Origin of the sequence: Candidatus Roseilinea sp. NK_OTU-006 (assembly GCF_012931985.1) — a bacterium.
Classification (GTDB): Bacteria; Chloroflexota; Anaerolineae; order J036; family Brachytrichaceae; genus JAAFGM01.
On record NZ_JAAFGM010000006.1, the window covers coordinates 16,161 to 36,369 of the forward strand.

Here is a 20,209-nt window from a genome sequence, read left to right on the forward strand (position 1 = left end):
TCAGCGCGTGGTCGCTCATGCGACGGCGGCTGACTTCGCGCTGCGTTGCTCGCGCCATTGAGTCGCCGAGTTGTCTTCGTATAATCCGCGCACCACCGTACGAGGCAAAGCCCATGATTGTCCACTTGAAAATCAACGGCCAGTTCAAAGACATCGCCGTTCAGCCCTATGAGACGCTGTTGACTGCGCTGCGGCGTGAAGGTTACTTCAGCGTCAAGCATGGCTGCGAGACCGGCGAATGCGGCGCTTGTAGCGTGATCATGCGCATGCGTGGGGGCGAGACGCCGGCCATCGTCAACACCTGCGTCATGTTAGCAGCCCAGGCGCAAGACGCGGAGATCATTACCGTCGAATCGCTGGGCGACCGGCGCGGGCTGAGCGTGATCCAGCAGTGCTTCACCGAGAACGGCGCGATCCAGTGCGGTTATTGCACGCCGGCACAAATCCTGGCGGCCAAGGCCCTGCTTGACCGCAACTCCCATCCCAGTGAGGCCGAGGTGCGCGATGCCATCGGCGGTGTGCTGTGTCGTTGCACCGGCTACGTCAAGCCGGTCCAGGCAGTGTTGAACGCGGCGGCCATCTTGCGTGGCGAGGCACGCGACAACCTGCCCCCGCCTTTCCGGCGCGTGATTGCGCCGGAGGGCACAGGCATAGGCAGCCCGGGCGCGTTCCGCCAGGACATCGGTGATGTGCGCTGGGGCGGCGAGGGGCCGAGCGCCGGCGGTAGGATGACGCAGGCTCAGGCGCAAACCCAGACACAGACGCTCACGGCCATCCTGGCGCCGTTCATGGTCGCGCCCGAACCACAGACGTCCGTCGTCGGCAAGGCCGAAAAGAAGGTGGATGCGGCCAAGCTGGTGCAGGGCAAGCCGGCCTTCGTGGACGATGCGCCGTTGCCCGGCATGCTCTACGCGGCCATGCTCACCAGCCCCCATGCGCATGCGCGCATCAAACACATTGATACGAGCAAGGCCAAGGCGCTGCCCGGCGTGCACGCCGTGCTCACCTACAAGGATGTGCCGCGCGTGGTCTACGCCTCCGGCGGCCAGTCGTATCCCAACCCCTTCCCTTACGATCAGGTCAGCTTGGACAGCAAGGTGCGCCACGTCGGCGATCGCGTGGCCGTGGTCGCTGCGGAGACGCCGGAGATCGCCCAGCGCGCGCTGGAGCTGATCGAAGTGGAGTACGACGTGCTGCCGGCGGTCTTCGACCCCGACGAGGCGATGCGCGAGGGCGCGCCGGTCATTCACGACGAGCCGGACGCCATCGGCATCAAAGACGCCAAGCGCAACCTGGTCGCCGAGATCATCGCCGAGCACGGCAACGTGGAGCAGGGCTTCGCCGAATGCGACTTCGTGATCGAGCGCGAATATCGCGTCCCGCAGGTGCAGCAGGCCAGCATCGAGCCGCATATCTGCATGACGTGGTGGGATGAGGACGACCGGCTGATCATCCGCACCAGCACCCAGGTGCCCTTCCACGTGCGCCGCATGATCGCCCCGCTGATCGGTCTGCCGGTGAAGAAGATCCGCGTGATCAAGCCGCGCGTCGGCGGAGGCTTCGGCGGCAAGCAGGAGATGCTGATCGAGGACTTGTGCGCGCATTTGACGATCGCCACCGGCCGGCCGGTGCGTTTTGAATACACCCGCGCGCAGGAGTTCACCAGCGCCCGCTCGCGCCATCCGCAGCGCATGGTGTTCAAAGCGGGCTTCAAGAAGGACCCAAACGGCGGCGCCCCGATCCTGCACGCGCTCAGCCACTACGTCATTGGCAACACCGGCGCCTATGGCACACACGGCATCACCGTGCAGACGGTGAGCGGCATGCGCGGGCTGAGCACCTATCGCTGCCCCAACCTCAAGTTCCACTGCCACATCGTCTATACCAACATCCCCACGCCGGGTGCCTTCCGCGGCTACGGCGCGCCGCAGGCCGAATTCGGCCTGGAGTGCCTGATGGACGAGGCGGCGCAGTTGATGGGTGTGGACGCGATCGAGCTGCGCCGCAAGAACTGGGTGCGCGTGGGTGATCCGTTGCCCTTGGCGGCGGCGCTCGGCGAGGCGCGCGAGGGCTTCGAGCAGGTGGTGAAGACCAGCGGCCTGGAGGAGTGCTTCCAGCAGGCCATGGCGGCCATCGACTGGGAGCGGCGCAGCGAATTCGCCGGCAAAGACTTAATCGTTGACCCGCAACGGCCTAGCGTGCGGCGTGGGATCGGCGTGGCGGCCTGCATGCACGGCACGGCCATTGCCGGCTTGGACATGGGCGCGGCCTCGGTGAAGATGAACGACGACGGCTCATTCAACTGTCTGGTGGGCGGCACCGACATCGGCACCGGCAGCGATACCGTCGTCGGCCAGATTGTGGCCGAGACGCTGGGCGTGCCGCTGGAGGATGTGATCATGTATTCCAGCGACACCGACATGACACCCTTCGATACCGGCGCGTATGCGTCCTCGACCACGTTTATTACCGGCGGCGCGGCCAAGAAGGCCGCTGAGAAAGTGCGCGCGCAAATTCAGGAAGTCGCTGCCAAGATGTTCAATAAGGGCTACGGCGTCGTTGTGCCGCCGGAGCAGATAGACACCGTGGAGTATCTCAAGCACCGCCCAGCCATGCCGGAACCGTCGGCGGCGCGCGGTGAGGTGAAGCCGGAGGACGTGCGGTTGCGCAATCGCTGCGCTTGGGCGCCGGATGGTCGTGCGATCACCTTGCAGCAAGTCGCCCTGTTCGCCACGCATACCGAGGAGCAGCACCAGATCATCGCCGTCGCCTCGCACATGAGCTATGAATCGCCGCCACCGTTCGGCTGCCAGATGGCCGAGGTGGAGGTGGACACCGAGACCGGCGAGGTGACCGTGACCAAGCTGGTGATGGCGGTGGATTGCGGCGTGGCGATCAACCCGGCCACTGCCAGCGGCCAGATCGAGGGCGGCAACCTTCAGGCGTGTGGCTACGCGCACTGCGAGGAGATGGTGTATGACGCGCAGGGCCGGCTGCATAACCCGCGCTTTGGCCTCTATCGCATCTACAGCGCCGATGAGGCGCCGGAGTTACAATCTATCCTCGTTCAGACCTATGAGCCGTCTGGCCCGTACGGCGCCAAGGCGGTGGCCGAGATACCCATGGATGGCGTAGCCCCGGCAGTGGCCAACGCGGTATATCATGCTACGGGTGTGCGCTTTTACCAAATTCCGCTTACGCCGGAGCGCGTGTGGCGCAGGTTGAAGGGCATTGAGGACAAGCGTTGGCTGATTGCGGACACATGAAGGGCGCGGCCCCAGGCGATCGTGCGGATGCTCGCATGCGTATGCCGGTGTGTGATCCAGGGTGCGTCGTCCACCGTGGCGTGCAGCATACGCCGTCGAACGGGTTCATCGGTGGGGCGCCGAGGAAGCCGACCGCGAAAGTGTTGGAGCGTGCTCGGCATGTGTCCTAGCAACGCCTCGAAGCCCGGCCCCATGATCTGCGATGTTTGGCGCACGCACTTGTCAATCTCCGCTGCAAGTGCGCCGTCCTCGGGCGGCTTGTCGTCCGGTCATGCGCGCCTGCCGCTGCTGTTCGCGCAGCGACGGCGCGAGGGTTTTGCCGAAGCGCTTGCTCACGTTGAAAGCGCGAGGATGGTGGCCATACGCGAGATGATCGTGTAGTTTGCCGAAAAGCGCAGCGAAGCGGGAGGGTCATGGCATCGAGTGACGCGCTCTATCACGTTGGATTTGGGCGGGGCGATTTAGGCCCGCAGCCGCCTGTGTTGGCGTTCTTGAGCGGCGACCCGGATCGCGCGCGCTACATAGCCGAGCGCTACCTCACGGGCGTCAAGAAGCTGTCGGAGAATCGAGGGCTGAACAGCTACCTGGGTCGGTTGCGGAACGGTCGGCCGGTGCTTTCGGCGACCAGCGGGATGGGCGCGCCGTCGTTGAGCATCGTGGTGAACGAACTGGTTCAGGTCGGTGTGCGCGTGATAATACGCATAGGCACTTGCGGGTCAATTCAACCCTATGTCAAGCCCGGCAGCATTGTAATTACAAGCGCCGCGTTATGCCGACAGGGTGCGGCCAACGACATCGCGCCCGTTGAATACCCGGCGGCAGCCGACCCCTTTCTGACGGTGGCGCTGGCCGAAGCGGCGCGTGCGCTGGGGGTAGAGCACCACGTGGGCATCACGGCCAGCGTGGACACCTTCTACGAGGGCCAGGAGCGCACCGGCTCGGCCAATCCGCATCTGCTGCGCGCCTTACGCGGCGTCACCGAGGAGTATCGTCGCCTGAATGTGCTGAACTACGAGATGGAGAGCGGCACGCTGTTCAAGATGGGCGGCGTGTATGGCTTCGCCGCGGGTTGCGTGTGCGGCGTGATCGCCCAGCGCACCGAGGCCGAGCGCGTCGTGCTGGAGGCCAAAGCGATCGCCGTCGAGAACGCGATCTGGGTGGCAGTGGAGGCGGCGATGCGGTTGGAGTAGTCCTCTTTCTCGATCGCCCATGCAGTGATGTCGGTGCAAAGACAACCGGGAAGTAGTTAGACACGGCGGATCCTTGCCCAAACGACGTGATGTGCGTCGAGATCAACGTCCAGTAAAAGTAAAGGACACTCCTCACCCATACTATACCAATTCGCGCTTTTGGATTACCATTCAGGTGAGGAGGATAGTCATGCACAAAAAGCAATATACATGGATATTCGTCTCCGGTGTCGCGGCCGCTATCCTGGCAGCCTGTGGCGGGGGTGGGAGCGAGGGCGCAGGGCAGAGTGTCCCGACTGCCCAGCCTCAGTCGGCGACTGGGGTATCCCGCAGCAAACCAACCCAGCCGGCTGCCACAGTGGAATCTCCGCGGTCGGCTCCGGCGACGGTTGTCAGCGAGACTAGCAGTACGCCGACCCGGCCGGCTGCCACGGTGGAATCTCCGCGGTCGGCTCCGACGGCGGTCGCTGACGAGACTGGCAGCATTCCAAGCATCGAAACCGGTCTGGAGTCGCTTGCCAGCTATCGCGTCCGCTACACCTTCTCGTTTGAAGGCAAGGATGATGAGGGCAAGGAAAGAAAAGTCTCGCTGGAGTTCATACAGGAGGCCATCACCGAGAGCAAAGATCAGTATGTCCGCGTCGCCGGCGTTGGCATTAGCAACACTGCTCCAAGCACCAGCGTGTTAGAGTTCTTCAACGTCGGTGGTGTGAGCTACACCTACGCTATGGACGACGGGGGGGCAAAGTGCGTCAGCTTCTCTGGTAGTGACCCGGCGCCTGACCCGACGGCCATACTCAAGCCAGGCGATATGCTGGGTGGTCTGAACAAGGCCCGCCTGGTGGAGCGCGGCGTCACTGTGAACGGTGTCAAGGCCAACCGCTATGTCGTTGATGAATCGGGCATTGGATTTGGCATGTTTAGCAAAGCCAGTGGCGACATCTGGGTTGCTCAGGACGGCAATTTCGTGGTGAAGTACACCGGCACGGCTACCGGAAAGATACCGCTGTTCAGTGACAACAGCGAAGGCACGGCAACTTGGGAGTATCAACTCGAAGCGATCAACACGCTTACCGCCATTGAGCTGCCGCAGGAGTGTCTGGCGCAGAAGCCGGCGGATGACATCCCTGTGCCGGGCACTGCAACTGGCAAGAATCGGTTTGGCGGATTGATCACCTTCAATACTGCTGACACTCCTGATCAGGTCGTCGAGTTCTACCGCGCCGAGTTGCCCAAACTCGGGTGGATGGAGGGCGAAGTTGCCGAGTTGGGCGACATGCGCATGCTTCGCTTTACCAAAGAGGATCGCACGCTCGACATCATGATCACGCCCGGCAAAGATGGTGTTAGCGTGCTCATTACCGAGAAAAGAGGCGAATAGCTGCGTTTGTGACTGGAGTAACAGGCTGGACATGGCAAAAAGGCATGGCTGCGCCTATAGACTTAAGTCGGAGCGCAAGCCATGCCCAGCCTGATTATTCAACACTTGCCGCACGCCGACCACTTCGCACTGGAGGACTTCTTTCCGGCAGAGCGGGTGGTGTCCTGTAGCAGATGGAGAGCGGCACGCTGTTCAAGATGGGCGGCGTGTATGGCTTCGCCGCGGGTTGCGTGTGCGGCGTGATCGCCCAGCGCACCGAGGACGAGCGCGTTGTGCTGGAGGCCAAAGCGATCGCCGTCGAGAACGCGATCCGGGTTGCAGTGGAGGCGGCGATGCGGTTCGCCTAGGTGTTGCACGGTCTGGCTCGCGCTGTCCGCTCTCAGATAATTGCCTTGCGCACGCGCGCCGAGAGCGTCTCGCTGATCAGCACTAGCGCGAAGATCAAGATGAAGATCATCCCCACGCGGTCCCAGCGCAGCAGGTCCACCGAAGCGTTCAAGTTGAGGCCGATGCCGCCGGCACCCACCAGCCCGAGCACCGTGGCTTCGCGGATGTTGATGTCCCAGCGGAAGATGCTGATGCCGGCGAAGCTCGGCAGCACCTGCGGCAGGTAGGCGTAGTCCAGAACTTGCAAGCGGTTCGCGCCGGTGGCGGTGATCGCCTCAATGGGCTCGTAGCTCGTCTCCTCGATGGACTCGTAGGCCAGCTTGCCGATGAAGCCGATCGAGCGCAGCGCGATGGCCAGGATGCCCGCCAGCACGCCCGGGCCGGTGATTGCTACCAGGATTAAGGCCCAAATCAGCGAATTGACCGAACGCGAGATGACGATGATCAGCAAGGCGACATAGCGCAGGATGGGGTGGGGCGTGGTGTTGCGCGCCGCCACAAAGCTCAGCGGTAGGGCGATGCTCATCGCGAGCAGCGTGCCCAGCGTCGCGATGGTGATCGTGTCCCACAGCGGTTTCCAAAGCTGTTCGGCGTATGCCCAATCGGGCGGGAACATGCGCTGGAGAAACGCGCTGAGTTGCTGCGAAGCATCGGCGACGAACTCCCAGCGGGTGTTATTGGAGATCAACTGCCAGCACAGAAGCGTAATCGCCGTGCCTATGATCCACCCCAGCCATATCTTCATGCGGGTGGCCGTGTCGTAGCGTTGCCAAACTTTGGTGTTGTTTACAACGGTAACCGGCATGGATGTTCCTCAAAGGGGGCTATTGCAGCCTGCGGCGGATGTGGCCGGAGACCAGCTCGGTGGTCATTACCAGCACAATGATGATGAGCAAGATCGCGGCGGCAACGTCGTAATCGTAGCGGTTGAACGTGGTCTGCAGAGTCGAGCCGATGCCGCCCGCGCCGACGATGCCGACAATCGCCGATTCGCGCAGGTTGATGTCGAAACGATAAACGCTCAGTCCCACCAAGCGCGCGCTCACCTGGGGCATGACGGCGTAAGTGACTGTTTTCAGCCAGCCGGCGCCGGTTGCGCGGATTGCCTCCAGCGGCGCCGGGTCAATTTCTTCGATGTCTTCGGCCAACAGCTTGGCCATGAAGCCGATCGTGGCGAAGGCCAGCGTGCACACGCCCGCCAGCGGCCCAAAGCCAAACATCACCACGAAGACGATGGCAATCACGACCTCTTGAAAGGTGCGCGAGATGGTGATGATGCTGCGGCAGGCCAAATAGATCGGCGCCGACACGAGGTTGCGCGCCGCGCCGAGGCCGACCGGCACCGACAGCAATACGCCGGCCACGGTCGAAACGACGGTCATAGTCAGACTCTCCAGCACGCCGATTTGAATGTCGTACCAGCGGGAGGCGAAATCGGGTCGCAGGAAGCTGGAGATCATCCGTCCGCCGCGCTCTAGGCCGCGCGCAATACGCGCGTCGTCCACCGGCACCGAGCTGATGGCCACTGCCAGGTAGATCAGCGCCCCGATGAGCAACCCCCAACGCAGCCAGGGGTTGCGGATCAGCGGCGGCTTACGCCAACGGCGGGAAGTGACGGGCGAAGCAGTAAGCTCAGCCATAGGCATCACGCGTTTGAGGTGGAAGCAGCGAAGATCGGCGAAGGCTCAGGGTCCATCTCCTGGGCGGAATCCGCTCCGGCGACAGCTTGGCCGGCACCCCAGTCCTCTTCGCCGTAGATGTCGGTCAGCCGTTCCGGCGTCAGGCCCTCCGGTGGGCCGTCGTAGACGATTTCACCGGCGCGCAAGCCGACGATGCGCTTGACGAATAGCTGGGCAAGAGGCACGTCGTGAATGTTGATGATGACAGCCAGGCCGCGCTCACGCGCCAGTTCGGTGATCAGCCGCATGATCTGGCGCGAGGTCTTGGGGTCCAGGCTGGCCGTCGGTTCATCTACCAGCAGCATATCCGGCGATTGGATCAACGCGCGGGCGATCCCCACGCGCTGGCGCTGGCCGCCGGACAACTCATCCGCGCGCTTATCTACGAAATCGCTCAACCCGACGCGCTCCAGCAAGGCAAACGCCTGGTCAACGTCGTGCTGTGGAAAGCGCCGGAACCAGCTCTGCCAGAAGTTGACGTAGCCGAGCCGGCCGGAGAGGACGTTCTCCATCACCGTCAGCCGCTCGACCAGCGCATACTCCTGGAAGATCATCCCGATGCGGCGCCGCACCTGGCGGAGTCGTCGAGCGCTCAGGGCGGTGATTTCGGTATCGCGCAGCCAGATTTTGCCGGAGGTCGGCTCCACCAGCCGATTGACGCAGCGAATCAGTGTGCTCTTGCCGGCGCCGGATGGGCCGATCAAAGCGACGACTTCGCCTTCTGGGACCATGAGATCTACCCCCCGGAGCGCGCGGTCGCCGGTGGGATACTGCTTAACGAGCTTTTCGATGCGAAGCATAAGCTAATTGAGTTTGCGGTGGAAAGTACAAGGCGAGGGCTGTGACACACCTCGCCTCGTGCGTGAAGTGCTTGTCGCGTCGGTTTACGGGACGTATTTCACGCCCATCTGCTTGTCAATTTCGCGGACGACCGCCCAGTACTCCTTGTAGGTGATCGGGATGAACTGCGCTTCGCCGGAGCGGCTGAACTCCTTCTGCAGCGAGCTGCCTTCCCAGTTGAAGCTGAAGAAGGCCTCGCGCACTTTCTCGGCCAGCTTAGGGTCCAGGTTGTAGACGTAGCCGTAGCCGGTGGTGGGGAAGGTCTGCGAGCGGTAGATCGTGCGCACTTGGTCGGCCTTGATCACGTCGCGCGCGATCATGCGCTTCATCACCGAGTTGGCAATGGAAGCAGCCTCGTAGTCCTTGTTGGCCACACCCATAATCGAGTTGTCGTGGCCGCCGGAGAAGGTCGTCTTGTAGTCTCTGTCGGCCACCATGTTGAACTGCGAGGCCAGCAGCGCCGAGGGCGCCTTGTAGCCGGAGTTAGAGGTTGGCTCGGTGAAGGCGATGGTGCGACCGCGCAGGTCCTCAACCTTCTGGATGTCGCTGTCGGCCGGCACGATGATCTCCATCTCGTAGCCGAACGAGCCATCGGCCTTGGCCATCATCGCGAAGGGGACAAACCCGGCAAAGTTGACGGCCACCGGCACGCTACCGCTGTTGAAGCCGGAGATGTGCAGCCGGCCTGCGCGCATTGCCTCAAGTTGAGCCGCGTTGGAGTCCACGGCGAAGAACTCCACCTTCTTGCCGGTCACCTTCTCCATGTGCGCCAGGAAGTCGGCCCAGGCCACGCGATACACCGACGGGTCTTCGACAGGGGTGTAGGCGAAGATCAGTGTGTCAGGGTTCACCCACTGCGCGGAGTCCTTGGGCGCGTCAGGGACGAGGTCGCCATCTTCGTCGCAGAAGCGCTTGTCCATCTCTTCGGGGCGCGGGCAGTCGGTGGTGGCCGGCGCGCTGGCGGCGCTAGTCGGCGCTGGCGCTTCGGTGGGCTTGGCGCTTTGCTCGGCCGGCTGAGCAGGCTGAGCAGGCTGCGCCGGTTGCACAGGTTGTGCTGGCACCGCACAGGCCGCGATGAGCGCTGCAACGAGCATGCTTAACAACCCAAGACGGGTCTTATGTTGAATCATATTGAAGTGTAGCCTCCTTATGGTTTAGTCACTTGCCGAGGGATTAGGATAGCCATTAAGATTATCTCCAAGCAAAGGGTATGTTATCTTAAGGTTAAGATAAGCAATGCTCCGGGCAATACCAGCGAGTGGGTTTGCGCGGATGATCATCCTTTCAGGTCTTATAGCGATTTAACCTCTCTGGCTTAAGCTTGACTCGTTGAGTGAACATGCATCGCTTTCGAGATCGTTCCCAGGCCGGCCAGTTGCTGGCGCGGCGGTTGCAGCGCTACGCCGGGCGCGACGATGTTATCGTGTTGGCGCTGCCGCGTGGTGGTGTGCCCGTGGCCTACGCGATCGCTAGCGCGTTGAACGTGCCGCTTGATGTCTTCGTGGTGCGCAAGCTGGGCGTGCCAGGTGAAGAGGAGCTGGCGATGGGAGCCATCGCTTCGGGTGGTGTGCGTGTGCTCTCGCGAGAGCTGATCCAAGAGTTGGGGGTGACCGACGAGGACGTCGAGCGTGTTACCGAACGCGAGTTGGCCGAGCTGCAGCGGCGTGAGCGCGTCTTTCGCGGTGATCATCCCTTCCCCAGCTTAGAAGGGAAGACCGTAATCCTGGTGGATGACGGCATTGCTACCGGCGCAACGATGCGCGCCGCCATCCGCGCTGTGCGGGCGCATCGGCCAGCGCGGGTGACTGTTGCCGTGCCGGTCGGTGCGCCGCAGGCTTTGAAATCGCTCCGGGATGAGGCCGATGAGCTGATCTGCCTGCTTTCTCCCGAAGTGCTGATGGGCATCGGCGCATGGTATCAGGACTTTAGCCAACTGTCCGACGCCGAAGTTATGGCTTACCTGCGGCGGTCCCACACCGGCGCGCATGCGATGAGCGCGGACGGATGGGCGCAGCCGACTGCTTTGCGTTAGTGGATGGCGTGTTGCGTCCGCGCTTCTTCGATCAACGCCTGCTTGAGATCCCACAACTTTTGGCTGAGCGAGACGTGATAGGTGTGAGGATTGATCAAGCGGCGCACGCCGGCGTCCAGCCGTTCGATGTCGCGTTGCCGGATCGCGCGCATCTCCTCGATTGTCGGCAACTCGCAGACCAATCGGCCCTCTCGCAGCACTTCGACCAGGAGCGGCTCGAAGCTCGAAATTTCATTGCTGCGCAAGCTGCGGAATTTGGTATGGTCGGTCGGGTGGCGCAGGGTAAGCCATTCGAGCTGGCGCGGATTTTCTTCGTATAGGCACAAGAGATCGGCAATCGCTAAACCGCGATGGTCATACAGCCGCCAAACAGCCTTATTGCCCGGATTCAGCGTCTTCGCCGGCGTTTCTGAAATTTTGATCGCCGGAACCCACCTGCCATCATGCTCGACCGAGACCAGCTTATAAACGCCGTCCAGGGCAGGGTGACCGTGCGACGTGATCAAGTTCGTGCCGACGCCGTAGACCAAACGCGCGATCACGCTTTCGGGATCCATGCCATAGCGCGGCGCCTCGTCGCGGATCTGCGCCGTGATTTGCCAGATCACCAACTCATCGAGCTGGTTGGACAGCACGATGGACGTATTGGGAAAGCCGGCTTGGTCCAACATCTTGGCCGCCTGAATGCTCAAGTAGGCCAGGTCGCCGGAGTCGAGGCGGACGCCGATTGGCGTGTGCCCTTTGCGCCGCAGCTCCTCGAACACCTTGATAGCGTTCGGCAGGCCGCTCTCCAGCGTGTTGATCGTGTCCACCAGCAGCAGGCAATCGTCTGGATAGACCTCGGCATAAGCACGAAAGGCATCCAGCTCGCTGCCGCCCATGGCGATGAAGGCTTGCACCATGCTGTGGGCGTGAGTGCCTTTGGGCGGGAAGCCCAACACGTGCGACATGCCAACGTTCGACGAGAAGTCGGCGCCGCCGATCAGCGCAGCGCGCGTTCCGGCGTTTGCGCCGCGATCTTGCGCGCGCCGCAGGCCGAACTCCAGCACCGTTCGCCCCTGGCTGCTCTCGCGGATGCGCGCGGCTTTGGTCGCGATCAGCGTTTGAAAGTTGAGCTGGTTGAGGAGCGCACTCTCAAGGAGTTGAGCGATTGCCAGCGGACCCTCGACCACCGTAAGCGGCGCTAGGGGATGCACCACGTGGCCCTCGGGGATGGCACGCAACGTGATCGCGTCGAAATTGCCATAGCGCTTCAACCAATCCAGAAAGTCTGTGCCGAATAAGGGCTGACCGGCGCGTGTCTTTTGCGCTTTGAGATAAGCCAGGTCGTCGTCGCGGAATCGCGCGCGCTGCATCCATTCGATCAGCGTGCCTAGGCCGGCGTTCACACAGTAGCCGGCTTGGTGTTTGCCGTAGTCGGGGTAGCTGCGGAAGAAGTGATCGAACTGCGCGGGGCGTTCGTGGATGCCGGCGCGGAAATACAGTTGCGCCATGGTGAGCTGATATTGATCGGTGAACAGAATGCCGTCGGCAACGGAATTAGATTTCATGGCGCGTTTAATCATAGCCATCTTTCACCGCGTTTTTAATGACGCATGGTCTCATCCTCTACGAATGTCGCGTATGCCGCCGATCTGGCGTTGACCGCCGATCCCGCGTTAGAGCGAGAAGATAACCTGACTGTGCACACGCATGACCATCGCGTCCTGGCTTGCGGAGATCGCAGGACGGCATCGGCAGCGAGGAGGCGCTGGTCGCCGCCTTTCTTCATCTATGCCAGGCTGGGCGCCACCAGCCGCACCGAAGCAGTGAGTCGCGTGGCAAGGCTAGGGCTGCTTATCCTAAGCGCCAGGCCTCCTAGGCCATGCGCCTCGATGTGTGAGGCGTTCCTGCGTTACTATGCGATCTGGGCGCGTGTTACGATATTTCTCGCTTGATCCGACGGCGAATCACCGTCCACAGGCTGAGCAGCACCAGATGCGCGAGAGCCCCGACGGGCAGCCTTCCCATGCCCTTCCACCGCGTTGTCGGTTGGGTGGCGCCGGGGATGCCGATCTGTTCGGCCGTCCAGGCCGAGCAGCGCACTCGCCCTTGCTCAGGCGCTTCACACAAAGCGCGCACCTTGAAGTGATAGATGACGCCGTCCTTCAACCCTGGGATGAAAAGACGCGTTGTTGCCTCCACCTGTCGCGTTTGCCAGGCGGTTTCGTCTTCTCGCCGAAAGGCGACTTCATAACCGGTCGCCAAATTACCTGGGGGTGCGTCCCACACCAACACCACGCCACCTGACACAGGGTTGCACAAAAACGCGGTTGGAGGTGAGAGGGGAAGCGGATCAATCAGCCGTTGCCGACGCGCCTCAGCCTCACACGAAGCACGGAGGGATTCAGCGAGGTCTGCTTCGATCCCTGCAGGTGCGTGATGGATCACTGCTCCGGGGGGGTAGAAATGCAAGCCGGCGTCTGTCTGGATCCTATCGGGTGGCGCGTCGCCCGCATAAGGGGCGAGCATGAGCGAGAAGCGTAACGTCTGTCCATTGTAGGACGGACCGTTAGGCCTGAGCGCACCGCTAAAGGCAGTCAGCAAGCGTGCGCCGATGCCGTTACCGCCTAAGTGTTGGTAATCCAACATTCGGCCATAGTAAGAGCCGAACGGGTTGAGCGAGAGCACCTGCTGATGTTGCACTTGGCGCAGGCGCATCGGGCAAAAGGCCATGGAAGCAAGCGTGCTGGCATCTTGTCCAACTAATAACCCCATCTGGCCATCGGAGACGGCGACCCATCCATTGGTGACTTGATGGTTGAAGGCGTCGAGCTGGCGGTTGCGAGGGTTGATCGCCCCGTAGTTCAAATCGTAGTAAGCGGTGATTCCCAGGTGGTTATGCTTCCATATGCGCAGCGGCCGTCCCTGTGGCGGGTCGAGGCATGGCGTGATCTGAAAGGGCGCTGTCTCGATCCAGTTGAGGTCCATCAATCGGCGCAGCTTTTGGAGCATGTTGTGAATGACATCGGTCGGCGGCGTGTAAGCGTAGCGTACCGTCGCATCCACGTAGAGATAGGGCAAGGCGTCAAACAGGGTGAAGACGAAGAGCAGTTCGCTCTCGTAGTTTCCCCTGTGTGTCCGCATCGGGATCGTGGCGCGCAGACATACGCGCTGTAGGCCGTCCCAGGTTTCATCGCTCAGCGGGCGAAAGCTAAACCCTGCTGTCAGATAAGTCACCCCGCGTGAACCGTCCTTGTAAGTGATAAATGGCTTGAGAAAGTCTGGGCCGCCAATTTCACGCTCAAGATAGCGGAAGGACGCAATGCCGCTTTGGGTTGAGAAGAGGATTTCGAGCCACCGATTGCGCAGTTGTGTGAGCGTGGGGGGTGGCGTAAGGGGAGCAGCCGATGGCAACAGGCGGTAGTCGTAATCGGCCTGACCACCTATCGCAGCCACAAAGCGCACATGGCATTGCTTTCTTCCGTCAGGCAACACGCGCACATCCGTCAGCGATGCTGGGACAGGCGCGCCGCTTGCGCGCTCCAGCCGAACCGTCGCGATGTCGCTGGGCAACACGATGGGCAAGGACACGGCGACATGCCCCTCTGGGATCGGCTGATGGCGTCGCGGTGGCGCAGGCACCAACTCGAAGGCATAGAGCGCGGTCGTCTTAGGGAGGGGGGATGTGGCTTTTCGGGCGTGGGCCGCGCGACGCTCAGCAGCTTCGGCGCGCGCCGCAGCGTTATTGAGTAACGCCAAGGCGCGCGCTTGGCGTTCCTCGTTGATGATGGGTGTGGACATGCCGAAATGGGTGGTTGAGAGGCCGATGAGCCGCTGGAAGAAAACAGAATCGCTGCCTTCCCACAACATGTCGCTCAAGTCGAGGCCGCTGCGTTGGGCCAACACTTCGGCGCGCAATGAGGCAAGGCGTGAGCGTTCTAGGGCGGTCCAGGCGAGCAGGCTGGAGAATTTCTCCGCCCACGAGTAATTCCCGTCAAAGCCGCCATCGGCTAAATCTTGACGAACGAGCACTTCGCGCCGCGGCGGGTGATCGGCCAGGTAGGCTGAGGGGACTGTCAGTTCCGCCCACGGGTATTTGTGGACGACGCGCAGGTATTCCTCGATCCCGCCGGTGTTGGGGAACCAGCGCAAGAATCTGGGCAGGCGAACCGGAAGCCAGGTCTCTAGGTCGGCATCGGCGTTGAGATGCACCAGCACATCGGAACGAATCTCGCCGCGCTGCTGCCGCGCGTGCAGATCGAGCATCAGGTCTTCCAGGGAGACGAACTCGAACAAATCGGTCAACCCCAAGCAGGGAAAGAGCACGAGCGGCGGCTGGTCCTCTCGTGTGCGGAACCACAAGGGATTAAAGCGATCCTCCAGAGGTAGCGGTGGAAGGAAGGCGCCCAGCGTGTTGAACGGCGTCAGGCTGTAGTAGAGCAGCACCCCTTCGATCCCGCAGGCTTTGAGGAGCGCCTCGTGGCCGGTGGTGAACATGCACTCTTGCGGGCGATAGAACGGTGCGACGCGGCCAAACTGCTGTTTCAGCCCGCTCCCCCAGGGATTTTCAATGGCCCACGTCACCGCCGCCCTGAACTCGTCGGGCGTGGCGGCGTGGTTAGCGCCGTTGTTGAACGGCCCTAGGATGACCTCGTCCATGCCGGCCGATACCCGCGCGCGAATCCGCTCCAGAATGTCCGGGCAGTGTTCGGGGATGATCGTTTGGAGGGTCCAGTAGGCGTCTACATCCCAATAGACGCGCGCCGTCATGCCGGTGGCTTGAGCGCGGTCAAGAATGTCCAGTATTCCGCGGATCACGCGCATGTCCGTGCCGAAGCCGGCCTCGTCCGGCGTATCCCCACGCCACGAGTGATAAAAGTTGACATGCAATCCCAGCGTGACGTATACCTTAAAGTTGGTCTTCACTTCGTTCCCTCAAGATGGACCCGGTGCGTCCGTGTGTTGACCTGGATTGTATGGCTTGGCTATCACTATCGGGGCTTGCCCGCGCACGTCTGCTGCGCCTTCAGGTAAGCCGGGTCTTCGTCGCGGGATCGCGCGCGCTGCATCCATTCGATCAGCGTGCCCAGGCCGGCGTTCACACAGTAGCCGGCTTGGTGCTTGCCGTAAGCGGGACAACCTCTGAAGAAATGGATCGAGCAGCCCTTCATCTTGGATTCAGTAATGATGGATGTACACGCAAGAATAATGATCGCCCCCTCTCCCTAAACGAACGGCTAGCCCGAACTATACCTACGTGGAGTAGCTCCGGTGAATGCTGCGGATCTATGCTTGACGTCGCGCGATCTCTTGAATCCAACCGATGCTTAACAGATGAGAGGAGTATCAATGGATATCAGTATGCTTAGCGCGTTTTCTAACCAGATGGCCGACGCCGTCGAGCGCGTCGCCAAGTCGCTTGTTATGGTGAACGGGCGGGCGCGCCAGCCCGCAACTGGCATCGCCTACGCCGATGATATTGTGCTGACCGCCGATCATGTGCTGGAACGTGAAAACAATCTAACCGTGCAGACACATGACGATCGCGTGCTCGGCGCGCAGATTATCGGGCGCGATGCCTCGACCGATCTTGCTGTGTTGCGTGTGCAGGGACTGGGTGTGCCGCTGGCAACTGCGGCCGCCGGGGCGCGAGCGGGACAGCTTGCGCTGGCCGTCGGTCGCCCATCGCCCGATGGGGTGATGGCCAGCTTGGGAGTTGTGAGCAAGGTCGGCAGCTCACTGCGCATCGGTCGCAGCAGCGCGATCCTGGAGCGCTATATTCAGACCGACGCGATCCCCTATCCCGGCTTCAGCGGCGGCGCTTTAGTGGATGTGACCGGAGCGGTGTTCGGGTTGCTGACCACGGGTTTGGTGCGTGGCGCCGCGATGGTCATTCCGATGGACATTGCGCTGAAAGTGGCCAGCGCGTTGACTAAGCAAGGCTACGTTAAGCGCGGCTATCTTGGCATCGTGAGCCAGCAGGTGAGGCTGCCGCCGGCCCAGCGCAGCGATGCGCAGGAGTATGGCCTGCTCATCGTGCGCGTAGAAGAGAACAGCCCGGCGGAGAGGGGGGGGCTGCTGATCGGCGACATCTTGCTTGCCGTCGAAGGCCAGCCCATCAATGATGCCGACGATCTGATGGCGGTGCTGCATGGTGATCGGGTTGGCAAGCCGGTGGCTGTCCGCGTCAGTCGCGGCGGCATTGCTCAGACGCTCACCGTCGTTGTCGGTCAAAAGAGCTGAACAGAGCGATGAAGCGATCTCCGTTGGCGGTGGATCAAGCGTTTGCCGATATGGTCGAGGCTGCCCAGGCGAGCATCGTTCGGATTGATGGGGGCGGCCGGGGCGTAGGCACAGGCATCATCTGGCGCAGCGATGCTGCGCATAGCCAGGTCGTCACCAATGCGCACGTGGTAGCCGGAATAACGCACCACAACGGCACCGGCCTGTGCATAGTCACGGCGGACAATCGCCGCTTTGCCGCCCAACGCCTTGCCAGCGATTCGCAACTTGACCTGGCGCTGCTCGGTCTGGCTGTGGGCGGGTTGCCAACCGCGCGGATCGGCGATTCGGCTTCTCTGCGGGTAGGCGAGCTTGTTTTTGCCGTTGGCAACCCGTGGGGACAGGCCGGCGTCGTCACCGCTGGCGTCATCAGCGGCCTTGGCTGCATGGCGGTTCGCAGGAAGGGAGGGACCGCGCCCTATATCCGTTCGGACGTGCTGCTGGCGCCGGGCAACAGCGGCGGCCCGTTGCTGAATGCCGCCGGCGCAGTTATCGGTGTCAATGCCATGATCTTCGGCGGCGATCTGAGCGTGGCCATTCCCAGCCACGTCGTCGCCGAATGGATTGCGGACGGCGACTGGCGGTGAGGTAGACTGCGAAAGACCATTCGCCGACTGGCATGCCGCGCGTCTTCATCGTTGCCCCGACGCCCACGTTGCGGGCTGGCTTGCGTGCCTTGCTCGCGCAGGCCGAGCCGACTTGGGAGATCGTTGGCGAGGCGCCTGCGCTTGGACGAGCGCTAACGCCGGCGAACGCCGACCTTTTCTTGCTGACCGATCCCGATCAGCTCCTGCCGCTTGCCGGCGTGTTATCCGACGAACGCGAGCAGAGTGCGGTTGTGTTGACCAACGACGACGCGGCTGTGAATGTGTTGCGCGCGCTACCGCTGCGCGGGTGGAGTATTACCCCCGCTGACGCGTCCGCAGAGGAGCTGCGCGCTGCAGCGGCGGCTGCGCTACAAGGGATGGTGGCGTTGCCGACAGATATGGCCGGTCAATTGGCGACGACGCCGGCAGCCGCTCGGCAGATCGGCCCAGCAGAGGCGACCGAACCCAAGCCAACGCTCACCCCGCGCGAGATCGAGGTCCTAGAGCAGGTTAGCCGCGGCTTGCCGAGCAAGTTGATCGCGCACGAGCTGGGGGTGAGCGAATCCACGGTCAAATTTCATCTCTCCTCGATTTACGCCAAGCTCGGCGTCGCCAGCCGCACCGAAGCGATAAGTCGGGCTGCGAAGCTCGGGCTGATCACCCTCTGAATCAGAGGGCATCGCGGTAAAGGGCAGGGTAGGGGCAAGCGCTGCCCGAGCTTACCCGTGTCTGACTCCGTCGTCCGCCGAGCCGCGCGTTATCTGGAAGAGGTTGGGCGTTGTCCATCAACCCCGCCGAGTCGCTGCGCACATGGTCGCCGAGTCTAGGGACATTTGTCCGGCGTGTGCCGGCAGTGCGCGTAGTCCCCACCCGGGTCAGGGGATGACGGCCATGATGAATTCGCTTCGGGCCGTCCGAACTGCTCGCGCGTAAGCCTGCAACTCGGGGAAGAAGTCGTGGAAGTCGGCGCGCAACTCGGCGTAGTGCGCGGTCAGTTGGGGCGCGGTTTCACCCAGGTGGTTGGGCCGGCTCAGCCGGCGCGACATGCGGCGCAGCGTTGCTTCGATGCCGTCGAGCGTGGCGTATGATCCGAGCCAGTCATCGTCCGCCATGCGCTGCAAGCCAGCGCGTGCTTGTTCGGGAAGCCGGTGCCCATGTGTGGCGAACTGCGCATATACCGAAGCCGTCCATTCGCGCAGCGGCGTCTTACAGTAATGTTCCCAGTCCACGGCGAGGAAGTGGTCGTAGAACACATCCACCAAAATGGCCGCATAGCGTCTGAACGGCGATTCGATGCGCGCTTTGCTGCGCGCGACGACCGGATGGGCGTCGGTATAAAGGTCAATCAGGCGGTGGCTGGCGAATCCGCGCTGGATGCCCGGGCTGAACTGTGCGCGCGCTTCACCCTTCACCCAATCTGCGATGATGTTGCCGATGCGATGTTCGATGTCGTCATCGGACAGAAAGAGGTGAGCCAGCCAGTTCATCCGATGAGAGATAGCAAGATGGCCAAGACGGTTGCCAGCGCGCTGAATACAAACGACTCCAGGGTGATCCTCGCAGCGCGTTCGTTCAGCGCCTGTCTCTCAACTTCGTCCTCGATGGCCTCGATGCCGCTGTCCAGGTTGCGCACGCCGCGACGCGCAAACGCCACGCACGTCTTCTTGCGCCACTGGATCACGCCGGTGGCGCCGGCGAAGAAAATCGGCAGCAGGGCTAGGTTGGCCCACCATGGCGCGATAGCCGCGCGCATCAGCGCGAATGCAATCACACCGACAGTAATCCCGGCGATCCCGATGATGAGTCGCTTTTGCCGCTCCTTGGGGCCGATATTGAAGCAGGCTTCGCTCGAGGCGAAGGGGTTGCTGGCTTGGCTCATGCGAATGGGTTGCCTTGGGTATATTCAGGCCGTGAGTTTAGATGAATCGTCTGAGAGGCTGATGAGCGATGGATCGCCTCAAGCGCTGGTTCGAATTCAACCGCTGGTATCTGCGCCGCGAACCGCCGCCCTGGGATACAGGCGTCTCGCCGCCGGAGCTGCTTGCGTTCATCGAGGCGCATCCGCCAGGACGCGCGCTCGATCTAGGCTGCGGCACGGGCACGAATGTCATCACCCTGGCGCAGCATGGCTGGCAAGTGACCGGCGTTGATTTTGCCGTCAAGGACATCATGGAAGCCGGGCGCAAAGCGCGCGAAGCCAGCGTGCAGGCCGACCTGCGCCTGGGCGATGTGACACGGCTCAGCGCGCTGGCCGGACCATTCGATTTGATCCTGGACATCGGCTGCTTTCATGGCTTGCCGGCCGATGGCCGATCGGCCTATGCGCGCCATGTCAAGCGCCTGCTCGCGCCAGATGGGACGTTCCTGCTCTACGTCATGTTCAAAGCCGATGCGCAGTCGCCGCGCGGCGGCATCCCGGCAACGGACCTGGCGCGCTTCGCGCCAGAACTGGCGCTGGTTGCCCGTACGGATGGCGTGGATGCAGCGCGCGGTCGGCCATCGGCCTGGTTGGCGTATCGCTGCGCATCCAGCGTTGCTACAATAGCAAAGTCGCGCGCTTAGGGTGAATGTTCGAGCGCCGGG

The 20,209-nt window shown here is 62.3% G+C and carries 17 protein-coding genes and 1 pseudogene; 9 read left to right on the forward strand and 9 right to left on the reverse strand.

What is annotated here, in order from left to right; translation table 11 throughout:
- Window positions 1–113 precede the first annotated feature (113 nt).
- The 4 genes and pseudogenes from GXH28_RS05135 to GXH28_RS05150 all read left to right on the forward strand — a co-directional run.
- Window positions 114–3,266, forward strand: a complete 3,153-nt coding sequence (locus GXH28_RS05135) for a molybdopterin-dependent oxidoreductase (protein ID WP_169237949.1) — start codon at window positions 114–116, stop codon at window positions 3,264–3,266.
- A 413-nt stretch (window positions 3,267–3,679) separates the two neighbouring features.
- The gene (locus GXH28_RS05140) at window positions 3,680–4,456 is read left to right on the forward strand and encodes a nucleoside phosphorylase (protein WP_169237950.1); all 777 of its coding nucleotides are present in this window, start codon (window positions 3,680–3,682) and stop codon (window positions 4,454–4,456) included.
- Between the two features lie 190 nt (window positions 4,457–4,646).
- On the forward strand, window positions 4,647–5,837 hold the full coding sequence (locus GXH28_RS05145) for a hypothetical protein (protein WP_169237951.1): 1,191 nt from the start codon (window positions 4,647–4,649) through the stop codon (window positions 5,835–5,837).
- Between the two features lie 170 nt (window positions 5,838–6,007).
- Window positions 6,008–6,184, forward strand: a pseudogene (locus tag GXH28_RS05150) (uridine phosphorylase); the annotation flags it as partial.
- 32 nt (window positions 6,185–6,216) lie between these two features.
- On the opposite strand, the gene phnE (GXH28_RS05155) reads toward GXH28_RS05150, so the two are convergent.
- From phnE (GXH28_RS05155) to phnD, 4 genes are all read right to left on the reverse strand, one after another.
- On the reverse strand, window positions 6,217–7,029 hold the full coding sequence (phnE, locus tag GXH28_RS05155; protein ID WP_169237952.1) for a phosphonate ABC transporter, permease protein PhnE: 813 nt from the start codon (window positions 7,027–7,029) through the stop codon (window positions 6,217–6,219).
- A 19-nt stretch (window positions 7,030–7,048) separates the two neighbouring features.
- Complete coding sequence (gene phnE / locus GXH28_RS05160) at window positions 7,049–7,870, reverse strand: phosphonate ABC transporter, permease protein PhnE (RefSeq protein WP_169237953.1); 822 nt, start codon at window positions 7,868–7,870, stop codon at window positions 7,049–7,051.
- The gene (gene phnC / locus GXH28_RS05165; RefSeq protein ID WP_169237954.1) at window positions 7,870–8,703 is read right to left on the reverse strand and encodes a phosphonate ABC transporter ATP-binding protein; all 834 of its coding nucleotides are present in this window, start codon (window positions 8,701–8,703) and stop codon (window positions 7,870–7,872) included. Before phnC ends, phnE (GXH28_RS05160) begins: the two co-directional genes overlap by 1 nt.
- 84 nt (window positions 8,704–8,787) lie before the next feature.
- Window positions 8,788–9,873, reverse strand: a complete 1,086-nt coding sequence (phnD, locus tag GXH28_RS05170; RefSeq protein WP_240550202.1) for a phosphate/phosphite/phosphonate ABC transporter substrate-binding protein — start codon at window positions 9,871–9,873, stop codon at window positions 8,788–8,790.
- A 209-nt stretch (window positions 9,874–10,082) separates the two neighbouring features.
- Here phnD and GXH28_RS05175 point away from each other — a divergent pair, with 209 nt between their 5' ends.
- The gene (locus GXH28_RS05175) at window positions 10,083–10,775 is read left to right on the forward strand and encodes a phosphoribosyltransferase (protein ID WP_169237955.1); all 693 of its coding nucleotides are present in this window, start codon (window positions 10,083–10,085) and stop codon (window positions 10,773–10,775) included.
- Here the strand turns inward: GXH28_RS05175 and GXH28_RS05180 are convergent.
- The 3 genes from GXH28_RS05180 to GXH28_RS05190 all read right to left on the reverse strand — a co-directional run bounded on the left by GXH28_RS05180 (window position 10,772) and on the right by GXH28_RS05190 (window position 15,928).
- Window positions 10,772–12,325 carry a nicotinate phosphoribosyltransferase gene (locus GXH28_RS05180; RefSeq protein WP_169237956.1) on the reverse strand — a complete coding sequence of 518 codons (1,554 nt, stop codon included), beginning with the start codon at window positions 12,323–12,325 and terminating at the stop codon, window positions 10,772–10,774. The genes GXH28_RS05175 and GXH28_RS05180 overlap by 4 nt on opposite strands.
- Window positions 12,326–12,692: 367 nt before the next feature.
- Window positions 12,693–15,683 (reverse strand): fibronectin type III domain-containing protein, encoded by a 2,991-nt coding sequence (locus GXH28_RS16800; protein WP_169237957.1) that lies wholly within the window; start codon window positions 15,681–15,683, stop codon window positions 12,693–12,695.
- 65 nt (window positions 15,684–15,748) lie between these two features.
- The gene (locus tag GXH28_RS05190; protein WP_169237958.1) at window positions 15,749–15,928 is read right to left on the reverse strand and encodes a hypothetical protein; all 180 of its coding nucleotides are present in this window, start codon (window positions 15,926–15,928) and stop codon (window positions 15,749–15,751) included.
- A gap of 190 nt (window positions 15,929–16,118) precedes the next feature.
- Between GXH28_RS05190 and GXH28_RS05195 the strand changes: the two genes are divergently transcribed.
- From GXH28_RS05195 to GXH28_RS05205, 3 genes are read left to right on the forward strand one after another with little or no spacing between them, the layout of a single operon-like run.
- On the forward strand, window positions 16,119–17,000 hold the full coding sequence (locus tag GXH28_RS05195; protein WP_240550203.1) for a S1C family serine protease: 882 nt from the start codon (window positions 16,119–16,121) through the stop codon (window positions 16,998–17,000).
- A gap of 8 nt (window positions 17,001–17,008) precedes the next feature.
- Window positions 17,009–17,626: a S1C family serine protease gene (locus GXH28_RS05200; protein WP_169237960.1), complete on the forward strand. Its 618-nt coding sequence runs from the start codon at window positions 17,009–17,011 to the stop codon at window positions 17,624–17,626.
- A gap of 32 nt (window positions 17,627–17,658) precedes the next feature.
- Window positions 17,659–18,294, forward strand: a complete 636-nt coding sequence (locus GXH28_RS05205; RefSeq protein ID WP_169237961.1) for a response regulator transcription factor — start codon at window positions 17,659–17,661, stop codon at window positions 18,292–18,294.
- Between the two features lie 207 nt (window positions 18,295–18,501).
- Here the strand turns inward: GXH28_RS05205 and GXH28_RS05210 are convergent, their stop codons facing one another.
- A complete protein-coding gene (locus GXH28_RS05210) occupies window positions 18,502–19,113 on the reverse strand; it encodes an acyl carrier protein phosphodiesterase (protein ID WP_169237962.1) in 612 nt (203 codons plus the stop codon).
- Window positions 19,110–19,505, reverse strand: a complete 396-nt coding sequence (locus GXH28_RS05215; protein ID WP_169237963.1) for a hypothetical protein — start codon at window positions 19,503–19,505, stop codon at window positions 19,110–19,112. Before GXH28_RS05215 ends, GXH28_RS05210 begins: the two co-directional genes overlap by 4 nt.
- A 68-nt stretch (window positions 19,506–19,573) precedes the next feature.
- On the opposite strand from GXH28_RS05215, the gene GXH28_RS05220 reads away from it, so the two are divergent.
- Window positions 19,574–20,188, forward strand: coding sequence for a class I SAM-dependent methyltransferase (locus GXH28_RS05220; RefSeq protein ID WP_169237964.1), 615 nt, complete (start codon window positions 19,574–19,576; stop codon window positions 20,186–20,188).
- Window positions 20,189–20,209: the final 21 nt, after the last annotated feature.